This window comes from Acinetobacter sp. CAU_H_60, from assembly GCF_058599385.1.
In genome coordinates, this window is record NZ_CM178653.1 from 454,792 (window position 1) to 474,684 (window position 19,893).

Here is a 19,893-nt window from a genome sequence, read left to right on the forward strand (position 1 = left end):
TTCAAGATCAAGTGATTAAGCTTGACCTTCAACAGCAGCAGCTTGCGCACGTTGCATGTTCGCTTCAAATTCAGCATCGAAGTTGATTGGTGTAAGCAGCAATTGCGGGAAGCTACCTTTAGTCACCATATCATTCACCGCTTCACGAAGGAACGGGAACAGGATGTTCGGGCAGTAAGCACCAAGAATGTATGGCAGACGCTCTTCTTCCACGCCATCAATCAGGAAGATCCCCGCTTGAGTCACGTCAACGATAAACGCTGTATCACCTTCATTGGTTGCTTGAACCACAACTTTTAAAGCCACTTCAAAATGAGTCGGATCAATTTTTTCTGCAGAAGAAGAAAGGTTGATGTTTAACTCAGGTTGCCATTGCTTGGTAAAAACTTGTGCCCCAGGAACTTCAAAAGAAATATCTTTAGTGTAAATACGCTCTAATGCCAATTGTGGTTGAGCTTGTTGTTCTTCACTCATTCTTTAATCCTTGATATGAGGTAGGTTTTAGTAGATTAAGCCAGTAATTCGTCTAGTTTGCCTTCACGCTCTAGGGCATAAAGTTGATCAAAACCGCCGATGAATTGTTCATTAATAAAAATCTGTGGCACGGTACGATGATTGGTACGTTGCATCAATTCAAGACGTACTTCAGGGGCTTCATTCGATAAATTAATTTCTTTAAATGCAACACCTTTGCGCTCAAGGAGCTGTTTTGCACGGATACAATACGGACATACTGTCGTCGAATAGATAGTAACTTCAGCCATGATCAATCTCCTGTTCGCAGATTATTTGCTTTTCACCAAAGGTAAACCTTGAGCTTTCCAGTTTGTAATGCCACCATCCAGACGGTAGGTATCTGCATGACCTACCTGTTGAAGTGCAGAACCTGCAACTTGCCCAAGATTACAAATGAACACCAACGGGCGATCAGATGCTTTTAACTCATCAACGTGTTTTGTAATTTGGCTATATGGAATGTTACGGCTACCACTGATGTGACCTTCACGGAAGTCTTTGGCATCACGTAAATCAATCAGCATGGCATTTTTTGCTTTAACTAAAATTCCCAGCGATTGCGGAGAGATTTTGCGACCATTACGTTGACCTTCGATAATGAAGAAGACAACCACGAGTACCGCGAGTGTTCCAAACAAGAAGGGGTGATTCCCCATAAACTCGAACCAACGTTCCACAATTCACCTAATTACAATTTTAAAATTGCCAAGAGTATAGCTCATAAATATGGTGATCAAAATCACCGCTTCAAGGGCTAAGCCTTAAGAAAATTAATTTTTTTGCTGCGCTTCGTTAATTTCGTCAATTAAACGTAAATAGCTATCCAGTCGGCGCGGCAAAATTTCCCCTGTTGATGCTGCCTGACGTAAGGCACACTGTTTTTCATGTTTATGTGTGCAGTTACGGAACTGACAGTGACCGAGCAGATTTTCAATTTCCGGAAAACCACTTTGAACTTTGTCTAAAGGCAGATGCCAGAGACCAAATTCACGGATTCCCGGTGAGTCGATGAGAGCAGCGCCATCGCCAAAGGAAATCAGACGTGTGGAGGTCGTCGTATGCTGACCCAGTGCTGAGTTTTCAGAAATGACATTGGTTTTCTGTGCAGCATTCGGAACGATCGCATTAATCAGCGTACTTTTACCCACACCAGACTGACCGACAAACGCTACAGTTTCTTCATTTAGACGAGCGGACAGTTCTGTCAGATCGCCATCGGACTGGGTTTGCATGACTTCATAACCCAAATCTTTATATTCTTTAAGCAAATCCAGAATCGGATCATTTTCCTTAAGCAAATCTGATTTATTGAGCACTAAAAGTGCTGGAATCTCTGCATCTGCACAAGCCACCAGATAACGGTCAATCAAACCCGGGGCTGGCTCAGGCAATGGTGCAAACACAATCACAATCAGGGAAATATTGGCGGCAACCGGTTTAACCTTGTGGTAACGGTCAGGACGGGTCAGCAAAGAGGTACGCGGATGAATCGCCGTAATAATGCCGAGTCCAGTATTGGGATCAGCCTGCCATTTGACTCGGTCGCCTGTTACCAGCAATTCCAGGTTGGTTCGAGTATGGCAGCGCCAGACACTACCCAGTTCAATCGGCTTCCAGAATGGCTCAGGTTCGCCTTCAGCCACGACCGGTTTTTCAGGATGCTGTTCAGGTACGGACAAGGCCTGGACCTCAAGCTGGCGGCCATAATGCTGCACGACCAGCCCTTCCAGGTCTTGAGAGGTATCGATCTCTTCCTGACGCGTTTTGTGCTGTTTTTGAATACGACGTTGTTGTTGTTCAGTTAAACGACGTTTACGTATTAAAGCCATTCAAATCCTAAAAAACCATGGGAGCGAGATGGCAAAAATAGCATGAAGCGGGGTGTCAGTTACAGCATCGACGTAATAAATTTGCTACTATAAATGTTTTATAGCCTAATAAGATTGCACATTTATGAGCAGCACCCCGGATAGCCGCCTGATTTGGATTGACCTGGAAATGACAGGTCTGGATACAGACAATGACCAGATTATTGAAGTTGCCACGATTGTAACGGACGATAACCTGAATATTCTTGCCGAAGGGCCCGTGTTAGCTGTGCATCAATCTGACCGTATCCTGAATGCGATGGACGAGTGGAATACTCGCCAGCATGGTCAGTCTGGCCTGATTGAGCGTGTGCGCCGCAGTAAATTGACTGCTCAGGATGCAGAACGTGAAACCATTGAATTCCTGAAAAAATGGGTCAATCCAAAAGTATCGCCGATGTGTGGTAACTCGATCTGTCAGGACCGTCGTTTTCTGCACCGTTTAATGCCTGAACTGGAACAATATTTCCATTACCGTAATCTGGACGTATCTTCAGTAAAAGAGTTGGCAAAACGCTGGCGCCCTGAAATCATGAGTGGCCTGAAGAAAAATGCTTCGCATCTAGCCATGGATGACATTCGTGATTCGATTGCCGAACTGAAATATTATCGTGAATATTTCTTCATTATGAATAAATAATCCGAACAGTGAAAAAGAGGCGAAAGCCTCTTTTTTTATTTGCTTGCTGAAATTCTCTTACGATAAAAGTTTTCACTACTCTCAAACAGCACCCAGGTCAGAAGCACCAGAGCAAGATGAGTCTGGGTTTCATATTGATCCAAGATAATCAAAGCAAATAATCCCAAAGTCAGGATACGGATCATGATACTGAGATAATAATTTTTCTGCTTTTTAAAGGCTAAAACATAAAGATACAGCACGAACAGTAAAACCATCAGGGCAAAAAGGGCGTTAAATAGCATGCTGATCTGACTCTCTTTAAGACAATAATAATTCAAATATTGTGAAGTTTATGATGGTTGTAATTTGATCAATTTTACGTATTTCAGCGATGGCACAAGAAAGCTTTTTTGACTGATTTTGTATCTGAATTTTAGTGGCAGTAAAGTGCCCATGATTTTGCTAAAATGCTCTGGTGTTTTTCTTGCTATTGATGACCTATGACTGATCTGCTTCAAGATGATGAGTATGACCGCCGTTTTGCGGGTGTAGCCAAAATTTATGGTGACGATAGCTTTCATCATTATGAAAACAGTCATGTGATGGTGATCGGAATTGGCGGTGTTGGTTCATGGGCAGTCGAAGCACTGGCACGTACCGGGATTGGCGAGCTCACACTGGTTGACATGGATGTGGTGGCAGCATCGAACATTAACCGTCAGTTACCAGCCATGACGGCGACGCTAGGATGTGAAAAAATCGAAATCATGGCGGAACGCTGCCGTTTGATTAATCCCCGAATCAAGATCAATCTGATTGACGATTATCTGACACCAGAAAATGTGAAAGAAATTCTGTCAGGAAAGCCTGACATCATTCTGGATTGTATCGATGACGTCAAAGCAAAGTTTGCCTTGATGCTGCATTGCCGTTTTAACAAGATTCCTTTGATTGTGTCAGGTGGGGCAGGCGGTAAACTGGATCCTTTAAAAATCCGGGTAGCTGATTTATCCAGAACCGAACAGGATCCAATGCTGGCAAAATTACGTGCGCAATTACGTGCTAAAGGCATCTGTAAAAAGCCAAAAGAAAAATTTGGTATCACTTGTGTCTATTCTATCGATAACCCATTTTCCAGTGCGGATGTTTGTGCAAGCGCAGGCTTACGCTGTGGTGGTTATGGGTCTGCAGTGGTAGTGACCTCTAGCTTCGCTATGGTTGCGGTATCGGAAGTATTGAAAAAGCTTGATAGCAAAAGACTTAAAGCCTGATTGAGTCAAAAAAAGCACACGATCTGTGCTTTTTTTTATGCTAAGTTTAAAATGAATTTTTATACATATAACAAAAACAATCTTTTGGTTTTGGAGCAGCTATGTGGTTTTTGCTAGTGCTGGTTTTGGGGATTGGGGCTTTAGCAATCTGGATGTGGAAACGTCCTGATCCGGTGAAACGTGATCAGGCCAAAGCCGTGCATCATGATCTATGGATTGAGCAGATTGATGCTCAATTGAAGTATGCGGCGCGTCTAAGTACGGATCCACATCATCCGGATTATGAACGTGCCTATCAAATTTATCACGGGTTAGCCCAGCAGCAGGACTTGCCACAGGCTTATGTGGGCATGGCTCTAATGCATTTAAACGGACAGGGTCGTGAGCAGAGCACGGAAAAAGCCATTAGCTTTCTTGAAAAAGCTTATAGTTTAGGTGGTGAGGATGCGGCCTATCATTTAGGCCAGATCTATGATTGTCATCAATACCAATTAAATGACCCTGAAAAAGCCTTGTACTGGTATCGGCATGCGGTCGCGCGCGGTCATCTGGATGCGCAGTACCGCATCACTGAACTAGCTGAATCTGATCATGACACTGCAGAACAGCAACGTCTGCAACTGTTAATTCAAAATGCCGAGCAGGGACATGCCAATTCACAGTATCAGTTAGCCCAATATTATTTGGCAGATGGTGCAGCGCAAGATTTAAGTTTGGGGATCCACTATCTGTTTCTGGCAGCACAGCAGGATCACTTGGCGGCCAATCAGGATATTGCCGAAGCCTATGCAAATGGCAAAGTCTTGCCCAAAGATCAACAGCAGGCTTTGAATTTCATTAAACGCTGTATTCATCTGGGTGATCAGAGCGGTTTATATGATTACTATGCCGGCGTGTTACTCGGCACTATTGATCCTGATCAACGCCAACGGGTGTTTCGGCATCTATTACAGCAGTCCAAAGAGTATAAAGATGCACAGGCCAAAACCCTGATCGGTCTGGCCTATTTTCATGGCTGGTATGTACAAAAAAATGAAACCATGGCATTTCGCTACTGGTCTGAAGCAGCACAAACTCAGCATCCTCAGGCCTTGAGTCTGATTGCCGCACTATATTTTGAATCCTATCTGGTCGCACATGAACCGGAGAAAGCATTTGAACTCTATCAACATGCCTTGCAAAGTGATCCTGATCATGGCTTTAGTCAGATGGGTCTGGCACTCTGCTATTTAAACGGAGTAGGTGTAGCCAAAGATACGGCTAAAGCCACCCAAATGATTCAGGCAGTTGCACAGCAAGAGCAACTTGTAGCAAAGTCTGAAGCTGATCTGATTTATATAGTGGGACGTTTTTATGGCTTGCCTGAATATCCGCTGTCGACCCGAGAAAAGGCAATTCAATATTTGAATCAGGCGGTGGCGAAAGGATCAAGTAAGGCTGCCTGGTATTTGTATCAGGCTTATAGTGGTCTTTATCCAGTCTTTGAAGTGAATGAGGAACAGGCCAAACGTTATCTGCATCAGGCAGCTCAATTGGAAGATGCACAAGCACAGGCCGAATTAGGCTTGATGTATTTAAAGGGCAAGAAGGTGGAGCAAGATACGGCTTTAGGACTGAAATATCTGCAACAGGCTTTGAGCCAGCATAATGGTCTCGCACTAAATGCTTTAGGTGAGGCTTTGGAACAAGGAATTGGTACTGAAGCCAATTTGGAGCAGGCAATCCAGTGCTATCGTAAAGCGGCTGCGCAGGTCAATGCCGATGCCTATAGTCATCTGGGGCGCTTATATACCAAAGGCATTGGTGTAGAGCGTGATATTGCAATTGCCCGTGAATGGCTGGAAAAAGGCAGCTTGTTGGGACATGAACCTTCTATTGAACAGCTCAACAATGTAAATGCTTATCTGCATATGTAAACTTCAAAAAAAACCGCTGACTAACAGCGGTTTTTTATTGAGTCAAACATGTTGCTTAAGGCAGTTGCTTGATCGGACTACCACCCAAAGCTTGCATCAGGGTCACATAAGCATTGTATTGGCTTTGTCGGGTTTGCACCAAAGACAGACGGGCATTCCGCGTGGTTTCCTGTGCATCCAGCAGATTTTTCAATGCTACTGCACCATTACGATAACGTACTTCGGTCAGACGTTCAGTACGTTCAGCCAGTTCAACATTACGTTGTTGTAACGCAACCTGTTTGGTGAGTTCAGTACGATTAGACAGGGCATTCTCTACATCGGCAAAAGCTTCGTACATGGTCTGACGATACTGGATAATTGCCTTTTCATATTCCAGCTCATTCACCTGTAAATCACGTTTCATGTCATTCCATTGCAGGAATGGCAGGCTGAGTCCTGCACCTAAGGTTGCCACCGGATTTTTAAGTGCATCTGACAATGATGAACTGGTGCCCACGCCAGTACTTAGGCTGCCAGTCAGGCTGATCGAAGGATAATAACTGGCCTTGTTGGCATCCTTGTTGGCCAAGGCTTTACGCAAACGCAGTTCAGTGGCTCTCAAGTCAGGACGACGGGAGAGAAGGCTAGCAGGCAACCCAGCTTCAATCGACGGTAAAGCAATATTCGGCAAACGTTTAGGTTCATGAATCGAAAGCTGTTGCACAGGCATATTCATGAGTACTGCCAGCGCTGTACGTGTTTCCACACGCTGCTGCTCAATCTGACTTAAGGTCGCTTGCTGGCTTTGGATGGCCTGTTCAGCTTGGGTTAAATCCAAACCAGAGACAGCACCGGCGCGATATTGAACATTGACCAGATCATAAGTACGCTGTGCGGTTGCCAGGTTTTGTTGAACCACACTATAACGTTCATTTAGATAACCCAGCTGCCAGTACAATTGCGCAGTTGTGCCAATCAGACTTTGTGCAGTCGCCTGCAAGTCCTCTTCAGATGCCAGAGCTTCCCAGCGTGCTGCTTCAGTCTGATTGGCCAGTTTACCGAACAGATCCAGTTCATAGCTTAAGCCAGGGAAATTGACACCAAAACCGGATGAACTGCTGCCATCTTCCAGATCAAAGCTTCTACGCGTGGTTAATCCAGCATCACTGATACGTACACCTTGCTGGCTTTGTGTCTGTCTGGCCTGAATACGAGCTTGCTGTAAATTGATCCCGGCCACGGCCAGATCACTATTGGCTGCCAGTACGTCATTCACCAGACTATTCAATTGGGGATCTTTAAATAGAGTCCACCATTGGTCTGCCAGAATATCAGCATGAATTTGCTGGCTTACAGCTTTACTGTTTTGAAAGTTGTTAGGCACCTGTACAGCAGGTTGTTCATACGGTGTTTTCACCACGGCCGCACAGCCGACCAGTGAACTCCCGAGGAGTAGGGCACTGGCAAGTTTGGTAAGAGTATGCATATCAGATTCCTTATTCTCGAGAAAGTGCATCGACCGGATTCAAACGGGCTGCGTTACGTGCCGGGATAAAGCCGAACACAATACCGATTAGGCTTGAGCAGACAAAGGCTGCGATAATCGATGTGGTCGAGTATGCCATCTGGAAGGTTCCTCCAGCAAAATGGGTAATCAGTTGACCGATACCGAGTGACAGCAATACGCCTAAGATGCCGCCCAGAATACAAACCAGAACAGCTTCAATCAGGAATTGCTGCAGAATGTCGCTTTGGCGCGCACCGACCGCCATCCGTACCCCGATTTCCTGAGTACGTTCAGTCACGGAAACCAGCATAATATTCATTACCCCGATCCCACCGACGACCAGTGAAATCACTGCAATTGCAGAGATCAGCAAGGTCATGGTTTGAGTCGTTTGCTGAATCGTTTCACGGATACTGTCTGCATTTTGTGTAAACACATCCTGCGCACCGTGACGTTGGACCAGTAGATTTAAAATGGCATTTTCAGCGGCTGCACTTGGATATTCATCCTTAATACGCACAATAATCTGACGCACATTGGGCTGACCCAGCATACGGCTCATAACAGTAGAGTAGGGCAGATAGACATTCAGGCTATCATTATTGCCCATCATGCCTTTTTGCGCATCAATGACGCCAATCACCCGGCTCGGTACACTGCCTAAGAGCAGCACCTGACCGACAGGATTGGTGCCATCTGCAAAGAAAGTATTTTGGGTGTTGGTATCAATTACCACATCCTGCGCCTGCTCAGTAATACTTTCTTTATCAAATGGCTGACCTGATTTAAAGGTCATACCTTTGACATAGAAGAAGTCTTCACTGACGCCGTTGACAGTAGTCGATGCTTCGATCTCTTTGAAGCGTCCGGTGACACTACTGTTGACCGATGGACTGACCCCATCCACATAAGGCTGTTCTGCCAGTGCATCGGCATCAGCGGGAATCAGGGTCTTGGATTGGGAGGAACGTGAGTTATCCCCGAAGCCCCGGCCCTGGAACACGGTAATGGTATTGGTCCCGAGACTGCTGATATTTTCCAGAATCTGCTTTTGTGAACCGTTACCGAGCGCAACGACTGAAACCACCGACGCGATCCCGATAATGATCCCGAGCATGGTCAGGAAGGTTCGCATCCGGTGTGCATTCATGGCCAATAGAGCCATACGGAAAGCTTCACCGAGACGGTCTACCGCGGAACGCCAGCTTGAGATTTTCTTCTGTTCATTTCGGACCAGATTTTCTTTCTCGAAACCATCATCAACTTCAGGCACATTCGGTTTATCTGAAATGATATTCCCGTCTGAAATCTCGATAATGCGCGTCGCATTTTTTGCCACGTTATGATCGTGTGTGACCAGAATAATAGTATGACCTTTGGCATTCAGCTCACGCAGAATCCGCATCACTTCAATACCGCTATTCTTGTCGAGTGCACCGGTCGGTTCATCGGCAAGAATCACGTCACCGCCGTTCATCAAGGCACGGGCAATCGAAACACGCTGCTGCTGACCACCAGACAATTGACTCGGACGGTTCTGGGTTTTTTCACCCAAGCCCAAATCAGTCAGTAACTTGACAGCACGTTCATGACGGGCATCTGAATCTGCGCCAGCATAAATTGCAGGAACTTCAACGTTACCTGCCGCACTTAAATCACCGAGCAGATGATAACGCTGGAAAATAAAGCCGAAATATTCACGACGTAATTGCGCCAGTTCATCGGCTTCAAGTTCGCGGGTTTCACGGCCTTTAACTTTATAGCTGCCCTTGGTCGGCTTATCCAGACAGCCCAGAATATTCATCAGGGTAGACTTACCCGAACCGGACTGACCGACAATAGCGACCAGTTCCCCCGGATAGATCTCCAGATTGACCCCTTTGAGAATCTGGACCGTGCTTTCACCCGCAGGGAATTCACGAACCAGATTTTTGACCTCGAGTAGAGGTTGCTGTTGTTGATTCATGCTTACATTCTCATTGGGCCGGCGCCACCAGGACCACGGCCACTGCCGCCACGTTTAGCACCGTCATTAGAAGTATCAGAGCCATCTGCAATCACAACCTGATCACCACGTTTCAAGCCTTTGATCACTTGTGCGGTTACACGGTTATTCAGGCCAATCAGGACAGGAGTTGGTTTTGCTGTACCGTCTGCCTGCAATACACGAACCATGGCACGCTGAGCTTTACCTTGTTCAATCAGGGCACGTTCCGCATCAGAAAGTTCTAAGCGAGGAGGGCGGTCACCTTCTGGACGTTTACTATCGCCACGGGCTTGATCCTGACCTTCGCCACGTCCAGATGGGTCACCAGCACCGCGAGAGCCTTCACCACGATTCGGACGTTGTGGGCGGTTAGAACCTTGAATGGCAGCTGCCGGAACAGTCAGTACATTTCGTGCTTCATCCAGCACGATATAAACTTGTGCCGTCATATCAATACGCAGCTTGCCATCTTCATTCGGGACATCAAACAGGGCGTTGTAATACACTGCAGAGCCTGAAGTCGAGCTTGAAGTATTGGTTTCGGTATTAATTGAATTTGGTGCAGGTTCGACCTGACGAAGTTTGGCGTAAATTTTCTTGTCAGTATTCCCCAAAGTAGTGAAGTACACTGTCTGGCCTTCCTGAACTTTCATCACATCGGCTTCGGAAATTTCAGCCTTAATGGTCATGGTATCCAGCTGCGCCAGTTTCACAATCGTTGGTGCACTTTGATTGGCGTTTACAGTCTGACCTTCTTCAGTCACGATCGCTACGATAGTTCCATCCATTGGCGCCACAATTTGGGTATAACCCAGATCTTCTTTCGCGGTTGCCAAGGTTAAACGTGATTGTTCGATCTGTGCATTAATCGCAGTGATATCTGCCTGAGCCGTTTTGTAGCTGGCTAATGCAGATTCCAGTTCTGAACGCGAGGTTGCATCTTGGGCATACATGGCTTGCTGACGCTTATACTCGGCTTCCACCTTAGCGAGGTTGGCCTGTTTCACGGCAAGCTGTGCCATCTGGTTTTTAATGCTGGCTTCAGCAGTCTTTAAATCATTTTCCTGACGAACAGAGTCAATTCGGGCAATTAACTGGCCTTGTTTGACCTGATCGCCGAGTTGCACATACATTTTTTTAACCTGACCCGAAACCTGGGCACCGACACTGACCATTTTGGTGGCTTCAAGTACACCAGTTGCCAGTACCGAATTTTCAATATCCCCTTGGGTCACTTCAGCTGTAATGTATTGTGGCTGCTGCTCTTTTGGTTTCAGAAAATACCAGGCAGTGACTGCCACCAGGATGGCAATTACAATCGCCATAATGAGTTTCGTAGGTTTTATTTTTGGCATATGGATTCAGATTCGGGTCGTAGGATAACAGTTGATTATAAAAGCGAAATTAGGATAAAACGTGAATTTTTTTTATTTAAAATGAGAACTATTTTCCACTGCCTGGTTTAAAAAAGCATATAAGATAAAACCTGATTTTATATAAGGGATTCATTGAACTACTCCTATTAGAGTTATCTTTTTTAGGTGAAATTTTATACGATTTAGCTATCTAAAAAATATTGATCATATGATGAATTAATTAAAACTTCATGGGAGTATAAAGTACTTCTCAGACATACTGCATGCAAAAACCTGGCCACTAAACTGCTGGTAAAAATACGCCATAATGCTGCTGAATATCATGGAAGTTTTTAATGATATTTGTTGTAAAAATAATTCTGCGCTAAAGCCAACCTCTTTCATTTTTAATCTAATTTTTCGAACGATGTGTTCTACTAAAATTTAAAAAATCTATGTTTTACATATAGATTTAAGCGAATAAAGTTTATAATTTTTAATTCCATAAAAAAAATATGGGTTTATTCATTAAGAGAATATGCTCATTTAATGAGCGGAAAATAATGCGACTTTACTAAGAAAATTGATGAGGTTCATAGATGAAATGGAATGAAAGTTACAATATTGGAATTGAGGTGATTGATCATCAACATCGCCAGATTCTGGACTATATAAATGCTTTAGAGCAGGTCAAAAGTACCGGAGATCGCGATAAAATCCGGGAAGTTTAGATGATTTGATCGACTATACCCAGTCACATTTCAGCTTTGAAGAAAACCTGCTGGAACAGGTGAGTTTCAATATTTGCCTTCACATCGCGGCATACATGAATTATTTGTCAAAAAATTAAATGATTATCGTCTGAAGTTTGAGCAAGGTCAGTCCATTGAAAAAGATTTATATCGTCTTCTGTCCAAATGGCTCATCAACCATATTCAGCACGATGATCAGGATTATGTAGAAGCAGTACGGGACAATATGCTGAGCTACCTGCGAACGCAGGAGAAGAAAAAAGGCAAAGGCTGGTTTGCGCGTTTCTTTAGTTAGGCACTCGGAGATGCAAACAAGCTTTGACCGCACATTTCAGCAATGGCCTGCAAGATCAGATGTTCAGGGTTCTCTCTGGACATCCCTTTGATTGCAGCATCGATCCGGATCAAAAGCTGAGGCCAGCTTAAAAAGCGCTGTGGACTTAAACGACGCAAGGCTTGCTGATATAAGCTCACTTTAGTCTTCCAGATACCGATTTGTAAGGCATTTTGTGGCTGTTCAAATAATTGCATCAATAGACGCATTTCTTTGCTGATACTCCACAAAATCAGGCTCATCGGTTCACCTGAGGCAATCAGATAATGAAAGATCTTAATTGATTGTGCCAAATTCCCATTCAGCAAGGCATCACTCAGATCATAGGTGCTGTAACGGGACTGATCCTGCAAGCAGGCATATAGATGGTCAATCTGGATAATATCTACTTCAGCAAAGGTATCTGCTACGCGCATCAGGCTATTTTTGGCTGCCAGCAAATTGTGCTCATGATGCTGCTCTAGCCATTGCCAGGCGTCATTGGCCAGCTTAATTCCTAGTTTTTCCGCTTCAATTCCGAGGATCTGTTGACGATCTTTTGGGTAGTTGGCCACTAGCGATACATTTACGCCATTGGCATCAATGGTCTGGAAAAAGCTGGATTTCAGGCTGCTGGCATCCTGCTTCGGCATAACTACCAATAGCAGGTTATCACTGTCCTGTTGCAGATAGTTTTTTAACAGTTTGAGACCACTGGCATCCGGTTTGATATTGCCATGCACTTCAATTGCCAGTTGGCTAGAAAATAATGACAGGCTGTTTAAAGCATTAAAGACATTTTTCCAGTCAGAGGCAGAGCTAATATCATAACGCTGGCGTTCAACTTCACGACTTTGCCAGCTGCTACGAAAGGCATCTACCAGATTCTGTTCCAGCAAAGGCTCCTGACCATGTAACACCCAGGCACCGCGAGCTTCATTGACACGTTTTAATGCCTGGAGGTAGTCAAGTTTCATTGGGTCGTCTTATTGGGCTGGTTGAGTCGAAGTTTCTGGTTTTGCCAATGGCAAACGATTCGATGAAATTTGACGGGCAATCTGCTGGGCCACATCATCAATCAGGACCTGATTTAAGAATTTTTGTTCCTGGTCATCCGTATTCACGGTTTCAATATCATATTGATAGGTACGGGTCGCGATTACAGTACGAGGTTCAGTCACCGGATTGCCTTGTGCATCTTCGATTCGGAAAGTCACATTCAGACGCAATAAGGTTTCCACCAGTTTGCCATTCAATTCTAAACGGCGAGGGGTGTAATCTAGGACACGTAAGACATAAGCATCAGGTGCATTACTCAGCTGTACTCCAGCAGCACCCAGGTAAACAGCCAGTTTTTCCTGAAGATCTTCAGTATTGTCAGGGAGGGCCAGACTCATGACTGAGTAAGCTACAGGTGCGGAACTCGGATTGGTTCCTTTTAAATGAAAGCCACAGCCGACGAGGCCTGCACTTAGACCACAAGTTAAAACAATTGCTGCTAAACGTTTGCCTAAATGCATGAGTATCCTCTTTTCCCTTGGGGAAATATTTGAAATCCTGAACCGGATTGTAAAGTCAAAGCCCGTTGGCTGGCAACGGGCTTTGTTTGGAATTGTGAAATCCTTTCTCTCATCCTAACCTTCTCCCAAAGGGAGAAGAAATTTCCCTCTCCTACAAGGAGAGGGTTAGGTAGAGGTTAATTTAATCCCTCCCGACCTCCCTTTAAAAAAGGGAGGAGACTTCATTTTTTTATTTGAAGTGGGAAGTCCCCCTTTTGTAAAGGGGGATTTAGGGGGATTAAATTAAACCACCAAGTTCACTAACTTATTCGGCACCACAATTTCTTTCTTGGTTGGACCCGTCAAGAATTGCTGAACTTCAGGCAAGGCTTTGGCTTGAGCAAGAATGTCATCTTTAGATGCATCTACAGACACTTCAAGTTTGCCACGAAGTTTACCGTTCACCTGAACCACGATGGTTTGTGTATTACGAGTCAATGCAGATTCATCCACTTGTGGGAATTGCGCTTGAGTTAACTCAATCCCAAACTGAGCCAATAAAGTCTGGCTTAAGTGCGGTGCAAATGGTGCCAATAAAGTAAGAAGCGTAGTGATTGATTCACGTGCTACAGCAACGTCATTATCATCTTTCGCTTCAAACTTGTTGTTCGCATTTAACAGTTCCATCATCGCTGCAATGGCAGTGTTAAATGCATGACGACGTTCAATGTCATCACCCACTTTCTGGATGGTTTCGTGAGTCTTGCGGCGTAAATCTTGCGCAGCTGTAGAAAGTTTCGCTTTATCGAATTCAGTCGCAGTATTATCTTTTTCAAGGAAACCTGTTGCCAAACGCCATACACGTTTCAGGAAGCGGTTTGCACCTTCAACACCGGCATCAGACCATTCAAGTGATTGATCAGGTGGGGCTGCGAACATCATGAATACACGTGCAGTGTCTGCACCGTATTGGTCAATAATCGCTTGCGGGTCGATACCGTTGTTTTTCGATTTCGACATTTTTTCCTGACCGCCAACAGTGACTTCTTGACCATCACCTTTGTATTTGGCAGAAAGAATACGACCTTTTTCATCGCGTTCAAGTTCGATGTCGGCAGGGTTGAACCAGGTTTTCTTGCCTGATTCAGATTCGCGGTAATAAGTATCCGCAAGCACCATACCTTGAGTGAGCAAGTTAGTGAACGGCTCGTTACCTTGTACCACGCCTTCGTCACGCATCAATTTGTGGAAGAAACGTGCATAGAGCAAGTGCAGAATCGCGTGTTCAACACCACCGATGTATTGGTTTACTGGAAGCCAAGTTTGACCTGCTTCTGGTTTCACCATGCCATCAGTAAAGTCTGGAGATGCATAACGTGCATAGTACCAAGATGATTCTACGAATGTATCTAGCGTATCTGTTTCACGACGTGCATCGCCACCACAGCAAGGACACTTGGTTTCATAAAATTCAGGCATTTTGTTTAACGGGTTACCTGAACCATCTGGAACCACGTCAGTTGGAAGAACAACAGGAAGTTGATCTTCAGGTACCGGCACTTGACCGCACTTGTCACAGTTGATCATTGGAATTGGGCAACCCCAGTAACGCTGACGAGATACACCCCAGTCACGTAGACGGAATTGAACTTTTACATTCGCAAGACCTTGTGGTTCTAATTTTGCAAGGAATGCATCAAATGCGCCTTGGAAGTCTAAACCGTCAAATTCGCCTGAATTGATCAATTTGCCTTCTTTAGAGCCGTACCATTCTTGCCATTGTGTTGCATCAAAGTCTGCATCTTCTGCGCCTTTAGCATCAATGACTTGCTTGATGGTTAAGCCATATTTATTGGCAAATTCGAAGTCACGTTCATCGTGTGAAGGTACTGCCATCACCGCACCTGAACCATAAGACATAAGAACGTAGTTTGCGATCCAGACAGGAACTTCTTCACCTGTCACAGGATGTTTTACAGAAAGACCTGTTGCCATGCCTTTCTTCTCAGCAGTCGCAAGATCTGCTTCTGCCACAGAACCCATACGGCATTCTTCGATGAATGCTTGAAGCTCAGGATTGTTCTCAGCTGCTTTTAGCGCCATTGGATGTTCTGCTGCCACTGCAACATAAGTCACACCCATTAAAGTGTCGGCACGTGTTGTGAATACTGTTAAGCCGTTTGCATACACGTCTGGATTCGCTGAAGGGAAGGTGATTTCCATACCTTGTGAGCGACCAATCCAGTTGCGTTGCATGGTCAAGACTTGTTGTGGCCAGCCGTCTTTCAGTGTTTCAAGATCGTCCAGTAATTCTTGCGCATAATCTGTGATGCGGAAGTAGTACATTGGGATATCACGTTTCTCAACCAATGCGCCTGAACGCCAGCCGCGACCATTTTCAACCTGTTCATTGGCAAGAACGGTTTGATCCACTGGATCCCAGTTGACTGTTGAAAGTTTACGGTAGATCAGGCCTTTTTTATAAAGCTGAACGAATAGCCATTGTTCCCAGCGATAGTATTCTGGTGTGCAGGTTGCGAATTCACGATCCCAATCTACAGACAGGCCAAGTTTTTTCAACTGATTACGCATGTAATCAATGTTTTCAAAGGTCCATTTTGCAGGAGCGACCTGGTGTGCAATGGCAGCGTTTTCCGCAGGAAGACCGAAAGCATCCCAACCCATTGGTTGTAATACAGTTTCGCCTTTTAGACGGTGAAAGCGGCTGATCACGTCACCAATCGTATAGTTACGCACATGACCCATATGCAGTTTGCCACTTGGGTAAGGGAACATCGAGAGGATATAACGACGTGGACCTTCTACAGTGTCGGCAACTTTAAAGGCTTTGCGAGATTCCCAGTCCTGTTGGACTTGAGGCTCAATCGCACTGGCTTGATATTCTGAGTCAATGTGAGTAGTCATATACGTAATACAAGAGAACGGTTAAAAAAATATAAGGCACAGCATAGCGCAAAACGCACCTAAAAGTGAATTTTGCATACGGGATTCTGCAGGAAAAATCTAAATTGGCAGACGAGTATGATTAGAAGGCTACACGCTCAGACTGACCACGTTGTAAAGCTTCATTGGCTTCACGCTGTTGCTGCTCATTTTTAGAAACGACAGGCACAGGTGCAGATGAGTTTGAGTTACCCGTTTCGGTCTGGTTCTCATTTTCGGTTGTTCTTGCTGGGGTAGGCGCGGAATTGTTCCAGCCATAGGTTTCTACTTTGCTTTTGTGCTTGGCATTTTTAGGAGGCGGGGTTTTAGTGTAGTGAGTCACGCCTTTGGCATCGACCCATTTATAATATTCAATCGCTAAAGCAGAGCTGCTTGCTACACCTAAAACAAACGTAGTGGCAAAACTTAATGCGGTCAGGAAAGATCTTTTCATGAGTAAAAGTCCTGAAAATTTCAAGCGGTTAAATAGGGTTGTTATTGTAGAGAATTTTTTGCCATAAGATGATTTTTAATTCAATTAATTTTGTGATCAGTAGTGATCTTAATGTTTTGAGCTGATACCTAAAAAGAGTAATTTTATATAAAAAGAAATTTATTTATAAACAGTTGCATTGAATTTCTTAAAAATTCATTCAATTTTTTTATATAAGACATATTAAAAATTTATAAAATTAAAGTTTTAAGTATATGAAATTTATTAATTTAAATTAGAATTTTAAAGCTAAAAACCAGAGTTAAAGTCGAAATTGCCTGTAAAAGCAGCAAATTTTAGACGTATAAACAATAATAGCCTGTTTTTTAAACTTGACTTTAAAGGCTGAAAACACAAGAATGCAGCAATAGTTTTATATGCCTTAGATCGATCACCCTTCGAATAAGTGTCATGTCATGCAATGGGCAATTTTTCTAGCCGAAAAATTGAACAAAGCGAACAAAATATGTTTACCCCAACATGTTTTAGATCTTGTATTGCTCGAACAGCAGGTAGATCGGATTTTTTATTCCTATTGCTTTGAAAACTATGAAATTTGTGTGCTATAACAGTGCAGACAGTTAATGAATGAACACTGCAAATGCCTCCCATTTGTGCAGTGAATAATATAGGGTGAATCACGTTGGAACTTCTATCTGGTGGTGAAATGCTCGTTCGCGCATTAGCGGATGAAGGCGTTGAACATGTTTTTGGATATCCAGGCGGCGCAGTACTGCATATTTATGATGCGCTATTTCAACAAGACAAAATTAATCATTACCTCGTACGTCACGAACAAGCTGCCGGTCATATGGCGGATGCTTACTCACGCGTAACAGGTAAAACTGGTGTTGTGCTGGTCACTTCTGGCCCTGGCGCGACCAATACCGTTACTCCAATTGCAACGGCTTATATGGATTCCATTCCAATGGTGATCCTGTCTGGTCAGGTCGCAAGCCATTTGATCGGTGAGGATGCGTTCCAAGAAACTGATATGGTCGGTATTTCTCGCCCAATCGTGAAGCACAGCTTCCAGGTTCGCCATGCCAGCGAAATTCCTTCAATTATCAAAAAAGCATTCTATATCGCGTCATCTGGCCGTCCAGGTCCGGTGGTTGTTGATATTCCTAAAGATGCAACCAATCCAGCAGAGAAATTTGCTTACGAATATCCTGAAAAAGTGAAGATGCGTTCGTATCAACCACCATACCGTGGTCACTCAGGTCAAATCCGTAAAGCGATTGATGAACTGATTCATGCGAAACGCCCAGTGATTTACTCAGGCGGCGGCGTGGTTCAGGGCAATGCTTCAGCACAATTAACTGAGCTTGCACATCTATTGGGTTACCCAGTTACCAATACCTTGATGGGTCTTGGCGCATTCCCGGGCGATGATCCACAGTTCATCGGCATGTTGGGTATGCACGGAACTTACGAAGCAAACATGACCATGCACAATGCAGACGTGATTCTGTGTGTAGGCGCGCGTTTCGATGACCGTGTAACCAATAATCCTGCGAAATTCTGTCCGAATGCCAAAGTCATTCACATTGACATCGATCCGGCGACCATTTCTAAGACTATCATGGCGCACATTCCAATCGTGGGTGCAGTAGAACCTGTGCTGAACGAAATGCTGAACCAGTTGAAGCAAATGAATGTGTCCAAGCCAAATCCTGAAGCGATTGCGGCATGGTGGAAACAGATTGATGAATGGCGTCAGGTTCATGGCTTGAAGTTCGATGTACCGACTGATGGTTCTATGAAGCCACAGCAAGTGGTTCGTGCTCTAGATAAAGTCACCAATGGCGAAGCGATCATCACGTCTGACGTTGGTCAGCACCAGATGTTCGGCGCGTTGCACTATCGCTACAAACGTCCTCGTCAATGGATCAACTCTGGTGGTCTAGGTACGATGGGTGTAGGTCTGCCATATGCAATGGCGGCTAAGCTTGCATTCCCGGATCAGCAAGTGGTTTGTATTACTGGTGAAGCGTCTATTCAGATGTGTATCCAGGAACTTTCTACCTGTAAGCAATACGGCTTGAACGTTAAAATCCTGTGCCTGAACAACCGTGCCCTAGGTATGGTGAAACAGTGGCAGGACATGAACTACGAAGGCCGTCACTCTAGCTCTTATGTAGAGTCTTTACCTGACTTTGCAAAATTGATGGAAGCTTATGGTCATGTAGGTATTCAGATTGACCATGCGGACGAGCTTGAGTCTAAGCTTGAAGAAGCGATGGCAATCAATGATAAGTGCGTATTTATTAACGTAATGGTTGACCGTACAGAACACGTATATCCAATGCTGGTTGCGGGTCAATCGATGCAGGATATGTGGTTAGCAAAAGGGGAGCGCACGAAATGAGACATATTATCTCTGTACTCGTAGAAAACGAAGCAGGCGCGCTTTCTCGCTTGGTGGGTTTATTCTCACAACGCGGCTACAACATTGAAACATTGAACGTTGCGCCAACTGAAGACCCAACACTTTCACGTCTGACTTTGACCACGTATGGTGATGATCACAAGATCGAACAGATCACCAAACAGCTGAACAAGCTGGTAGAAGTGGTTAAAGTAGTGGATCTGTCTGAAGGTGCGCACATTGAACGTGAGTTGATGCTGATCAAAGTGAAAGCTTTAGGTGCAACCCGTGATGAAATCAAACGTACGACCGATATTTTCCGTGGTCAGGTGGTTGACGTAACGCCAACAACCTACACGATTCAAATCGCGGGTACGACTGAAAAAATCGACGGTTTTATTGATGCATTAGCAGAAAACACGATTCTGGAAGTGGTGCGTTCAGGCGTATCAGGTATCGCACGCGGCGAAAAAGTACTAACCATCTAAATTTTTTAAA

The 19,893-nt window shown here is 44.6% G+C and carries 17 protein-coding genes and 1 pseudogene; 6 read left to right on the forward strand and 12 right to left on the reverse strand.

The annotated features are described in order from the left end of the window. Nucleotides 1-15: 15 nt before the first annotated feature. From secB to rsgA, 4 genes are all read right to left on the reverse strand, one after another. Nucleotides 16-474 carry a protein-export chaperone SecB gene (secB, locus tag AC4MBN_RS02100; protein ID WP_004782070.1) on the reverse strand — a complete coding sequence of 153 codons (459 nt, stop codon included), beginning with the start codon at nucleotides 472-474 and terminating at the stop codon, nucleotides 16-18. 35 nt (nucleotides 475-509) lie between these two features. Further along, nucleotides 510-764 carry a glutaredoxin 3 gene (gene grxC, locus AC4MBN_RS02105; protein WP_004782071.1) on the reverse strand — a complete coding sequence of 85 codons (255 nt, stop codon included), beginning with the start codon at nucleotides 762-764 and terminating at the stop codon, nucleotides 510-512. Nucleotides 765-785: 21 nt separating this feature from the next. Then, nucleotides 786-1,193 (reverse strand): rhodanese-like domain-containing protein, encoded by a 408-nt coding sequence (locus AC4MBN_RS02110; RefSeq protein ID WP_491880572.1) that lies wholly within the window; start codon nucleotides 1,191-1,193, stop codon nucleotides 786-788. A 93-nt stretch (nucleotides 1,194-1,286) separates the two neighbouring features. Next, nucleotides 1,287-2,345 carry a ribosome small subunit-dependent GTPase A gene (gene rsgA / locus AC4MBN_RS02115; protein ID WP_034703218.1) on the reverse strand — a complete coding sequence of 353 codons (1,059 nt, stop codon included), beginning with the start codon at nucleotides 2,343-2,345 and terminating at the stop codon, nucleotides 1,287-1,289. A 124-nt stretch (nucleotides 2,346-2,469) separates the two neighbouring features. Here rsgA and orn point away from each other — a divergent pair, with 124 nt between their 5' ends. Then, complete coding sequence (orn, locus tag AC4MBN_RS02120; RefSeq protein ID WP_004782074.1) at nucleotides 2,470-3,024, forward strand: oligoribonuclease; 555 nt, start codon at nucleotides 2,470-2,472, stop codon at nucleotides 3,022-3,024. A 35-nt stretch (nucleotides 3,025-3,059) separates the two neighbouring features. Here orn and AC4MBN_RS02125 read toward each other — a convergent pair whose 3' ends face one another. Beyond that, nucleotides 3,060-3,308 carry a hypothetical protein gene (locus AC4MBN_RS02125; RefSeq protein ID WP_419363629.1) on the reverse strand — a complete coding sequence of 83 codons (249 nt, stop codon included), beginning with the start codon at nucleotides 3,306-3,308 and terminating at the stop codon, nucleotides 3,060-3,062. 198 nt (nucleotides 3,309-3,506) lie between these two features. On the opposite strand from AC4MBN_RS02125, the gene AC4MBN_RS02130 reads away from it, so the two are divergent. Both AC4MBN_RS02130 and AC4MBN_RS02135 read left to right on the forward strand, forming a co-directional pair. Next, nucleotides 3,507-4,277, forward strand: coding sequence for a tRNA threonylcarbamoyladenosine dehydratase (locus AC4MBN_RS02130; protein WP_419363627.1), 771 nt, complete (start codon nucleotides 3,507-3,509; stop codon nucleotides 4,275-4,277). 101 nt (nucleotides 4,278-4,378) lie between these two features. After that, a complete protein-coding gene (locus AC4MBN_RS02135) occupies nucleotides 4,379-6,193 on the forward strand; it encodes a tetratricopeptide repeat protein (RefSeq protein ID WP_419363625.1) in 1,815 nt (604 codons plus the stop codon). Between the two features lie 55 nt (nucleotides 6,194-6,248). Here AC4MBN_RS02135 and AC4MBN_RS02140 read toward each other — a convergent pair whose 3' ends face one another. The 3 genes from AC4MBN_RS02140 to AC4MBN_RS02150 are packed head-to-tail and all read right to left on the reverse strand — an operon-like array spanning nucleotide 6,249 to nucleotide 11,024. Further along, a complete protein-coding gene (locus AC4MBN_RS02140) occupies nucleotides 6,249-7,661 on the reverse strand; it encodes an efflux transporter outer membrane subunit (RefSeq protein ID WP_419374810.1) in 1,413 nt (470 codons plus the stop codon). Between the two features lie 10 nt (nucleotides 7,662-7,671). Beyond that, complete coding sequence (locus tag AC4MBN_RS02145) at nucleotides 7,672-9,648, reverse strand: MacB family efflux pump subunit (protein ID WP_491880573.1); 1,977 nt, start codon at nucleotides 9,646-9,648, stop codon at nucleotides 7,672-7,674. A 2-nt stretch (nucleotides 9,649-9,650) separates the two neighbouring features. Then, nucleotides 9,651-11,024 carry a MacA family efflux pump subunit gene (locus AC4MBN_RS02150; RefSeq protein ID WP_491880574.1) on the reverse strand — a complete coding sequence of 458 codons (1,374 nt, stop codon included), beginning with the start codon at nucleotides 11,022-11,024 and terminating at the stop codon, nucleotides 9,651-9,653. A 599-nt stretch (nucleotides 11,025-11,623) separates the two neighbouring features. Between AC4MBN_RS02150 and AC4MBN_RS02155 the strand changes: the two are divergent. Further along, a pseudogene (locus AC4MBN_RS02155) lies at nucleotides 11,624-12,071 on the forward strand (bacteriohemerythrin). Here the strand turns inward: AC4MBN_RS02155 and holA are convergent. From holA to AC4MBN_RS02175, 4 genes are all read right to left on the reverse strand, one after another. Further along, nucleotides 12,068-13,066 (reverse strand): DNA polymerase III subunit delta, encoded by a 999-nt coding sequence (gene holA / locus AC4MBN_RS02160; RefSeq protein WP_491880575.1) that lies wholly within the window; start codon nucleotides 13,064-13,066, stop codon nucleotides 12,068-12,070. The pseudogene AC4MBN_RS02155 and the gene holA overlap by 4 nt on opposite strands. A gap of 9 nt (nucleotides 13,067-13,075) precedes the next feature. Next, nucleotides 13,076-13,609, reverse strand: a complete 534-nt coding sequence (locus AC4MBN_RS02165) for an LPS-assembly lipoprotein LptE (protein ID WP_004782084.1) — start codon at nucleotides 13,607-13,609, stop codon at nucleotides 13,076-13,078. Between the two features lie 282 nt (nucleotides 13,610-13,891). Continuing rightward, complete coding sequence (gene leuS / locus AC4MBN_RS02170; protein WP_491880576.1) at nucleotides 13,892-16,513, reverse strand: leucine--tRNA ligase; 2,622 nt, start codon at nucleotides 16,511-16,513, stop codon at nucleotides 13,892-13,894. Between the two features lie 121 nt (nucleotides 16,514-16,634). Next, nucleotides 16,635-16,985: a DUF4124 domain-containing protein gene (locus AC4MBN_RS02175; protein ID WP_491880577.1), complete on the reverse strand. Its 351-nt coding sequence runs from the start codon at nucleotides 16,983-16,985 to the stop codon at nucleotides 16,635-16,637. 682 nt (nucleotides 16,986-17,667) lie between these two features. On the opposite strand from AC4MBN_RS02175, the gene AC4MBN_RS02180 reads away from it, so the two are divergent. Then, complete coding sequence (locus tag AC4MBN_RS02180) at nucleotides 17,668-19,395, forward strand: acetolactate synthase 3 large subunit (protein ID WP_004782089.1); 1,728 nt, start codon at nucleotides 17,668-17,670, stop codon at nucleotides 19,393-19,395. Next, nucleotides 19,392-19,883 (forward strand): acetolactate synthase small subunit, encoded by a 492-nt coding sequence (gene ilvN / locus AC4MBN_RS02185; RefSeq protein WP_004782091.1) that lies wholly within the window; start codon nucleotides 19,392-19,394, stop codon nucleotides 19,881-19,883. Before AC4MBN_RS02180 ends, ilvN begins: the two co-directional genes overlap by 4 nt. The last annotated feature ends 10 nt before the right edge of the window (nucleotides 19,884-19,893 follow it).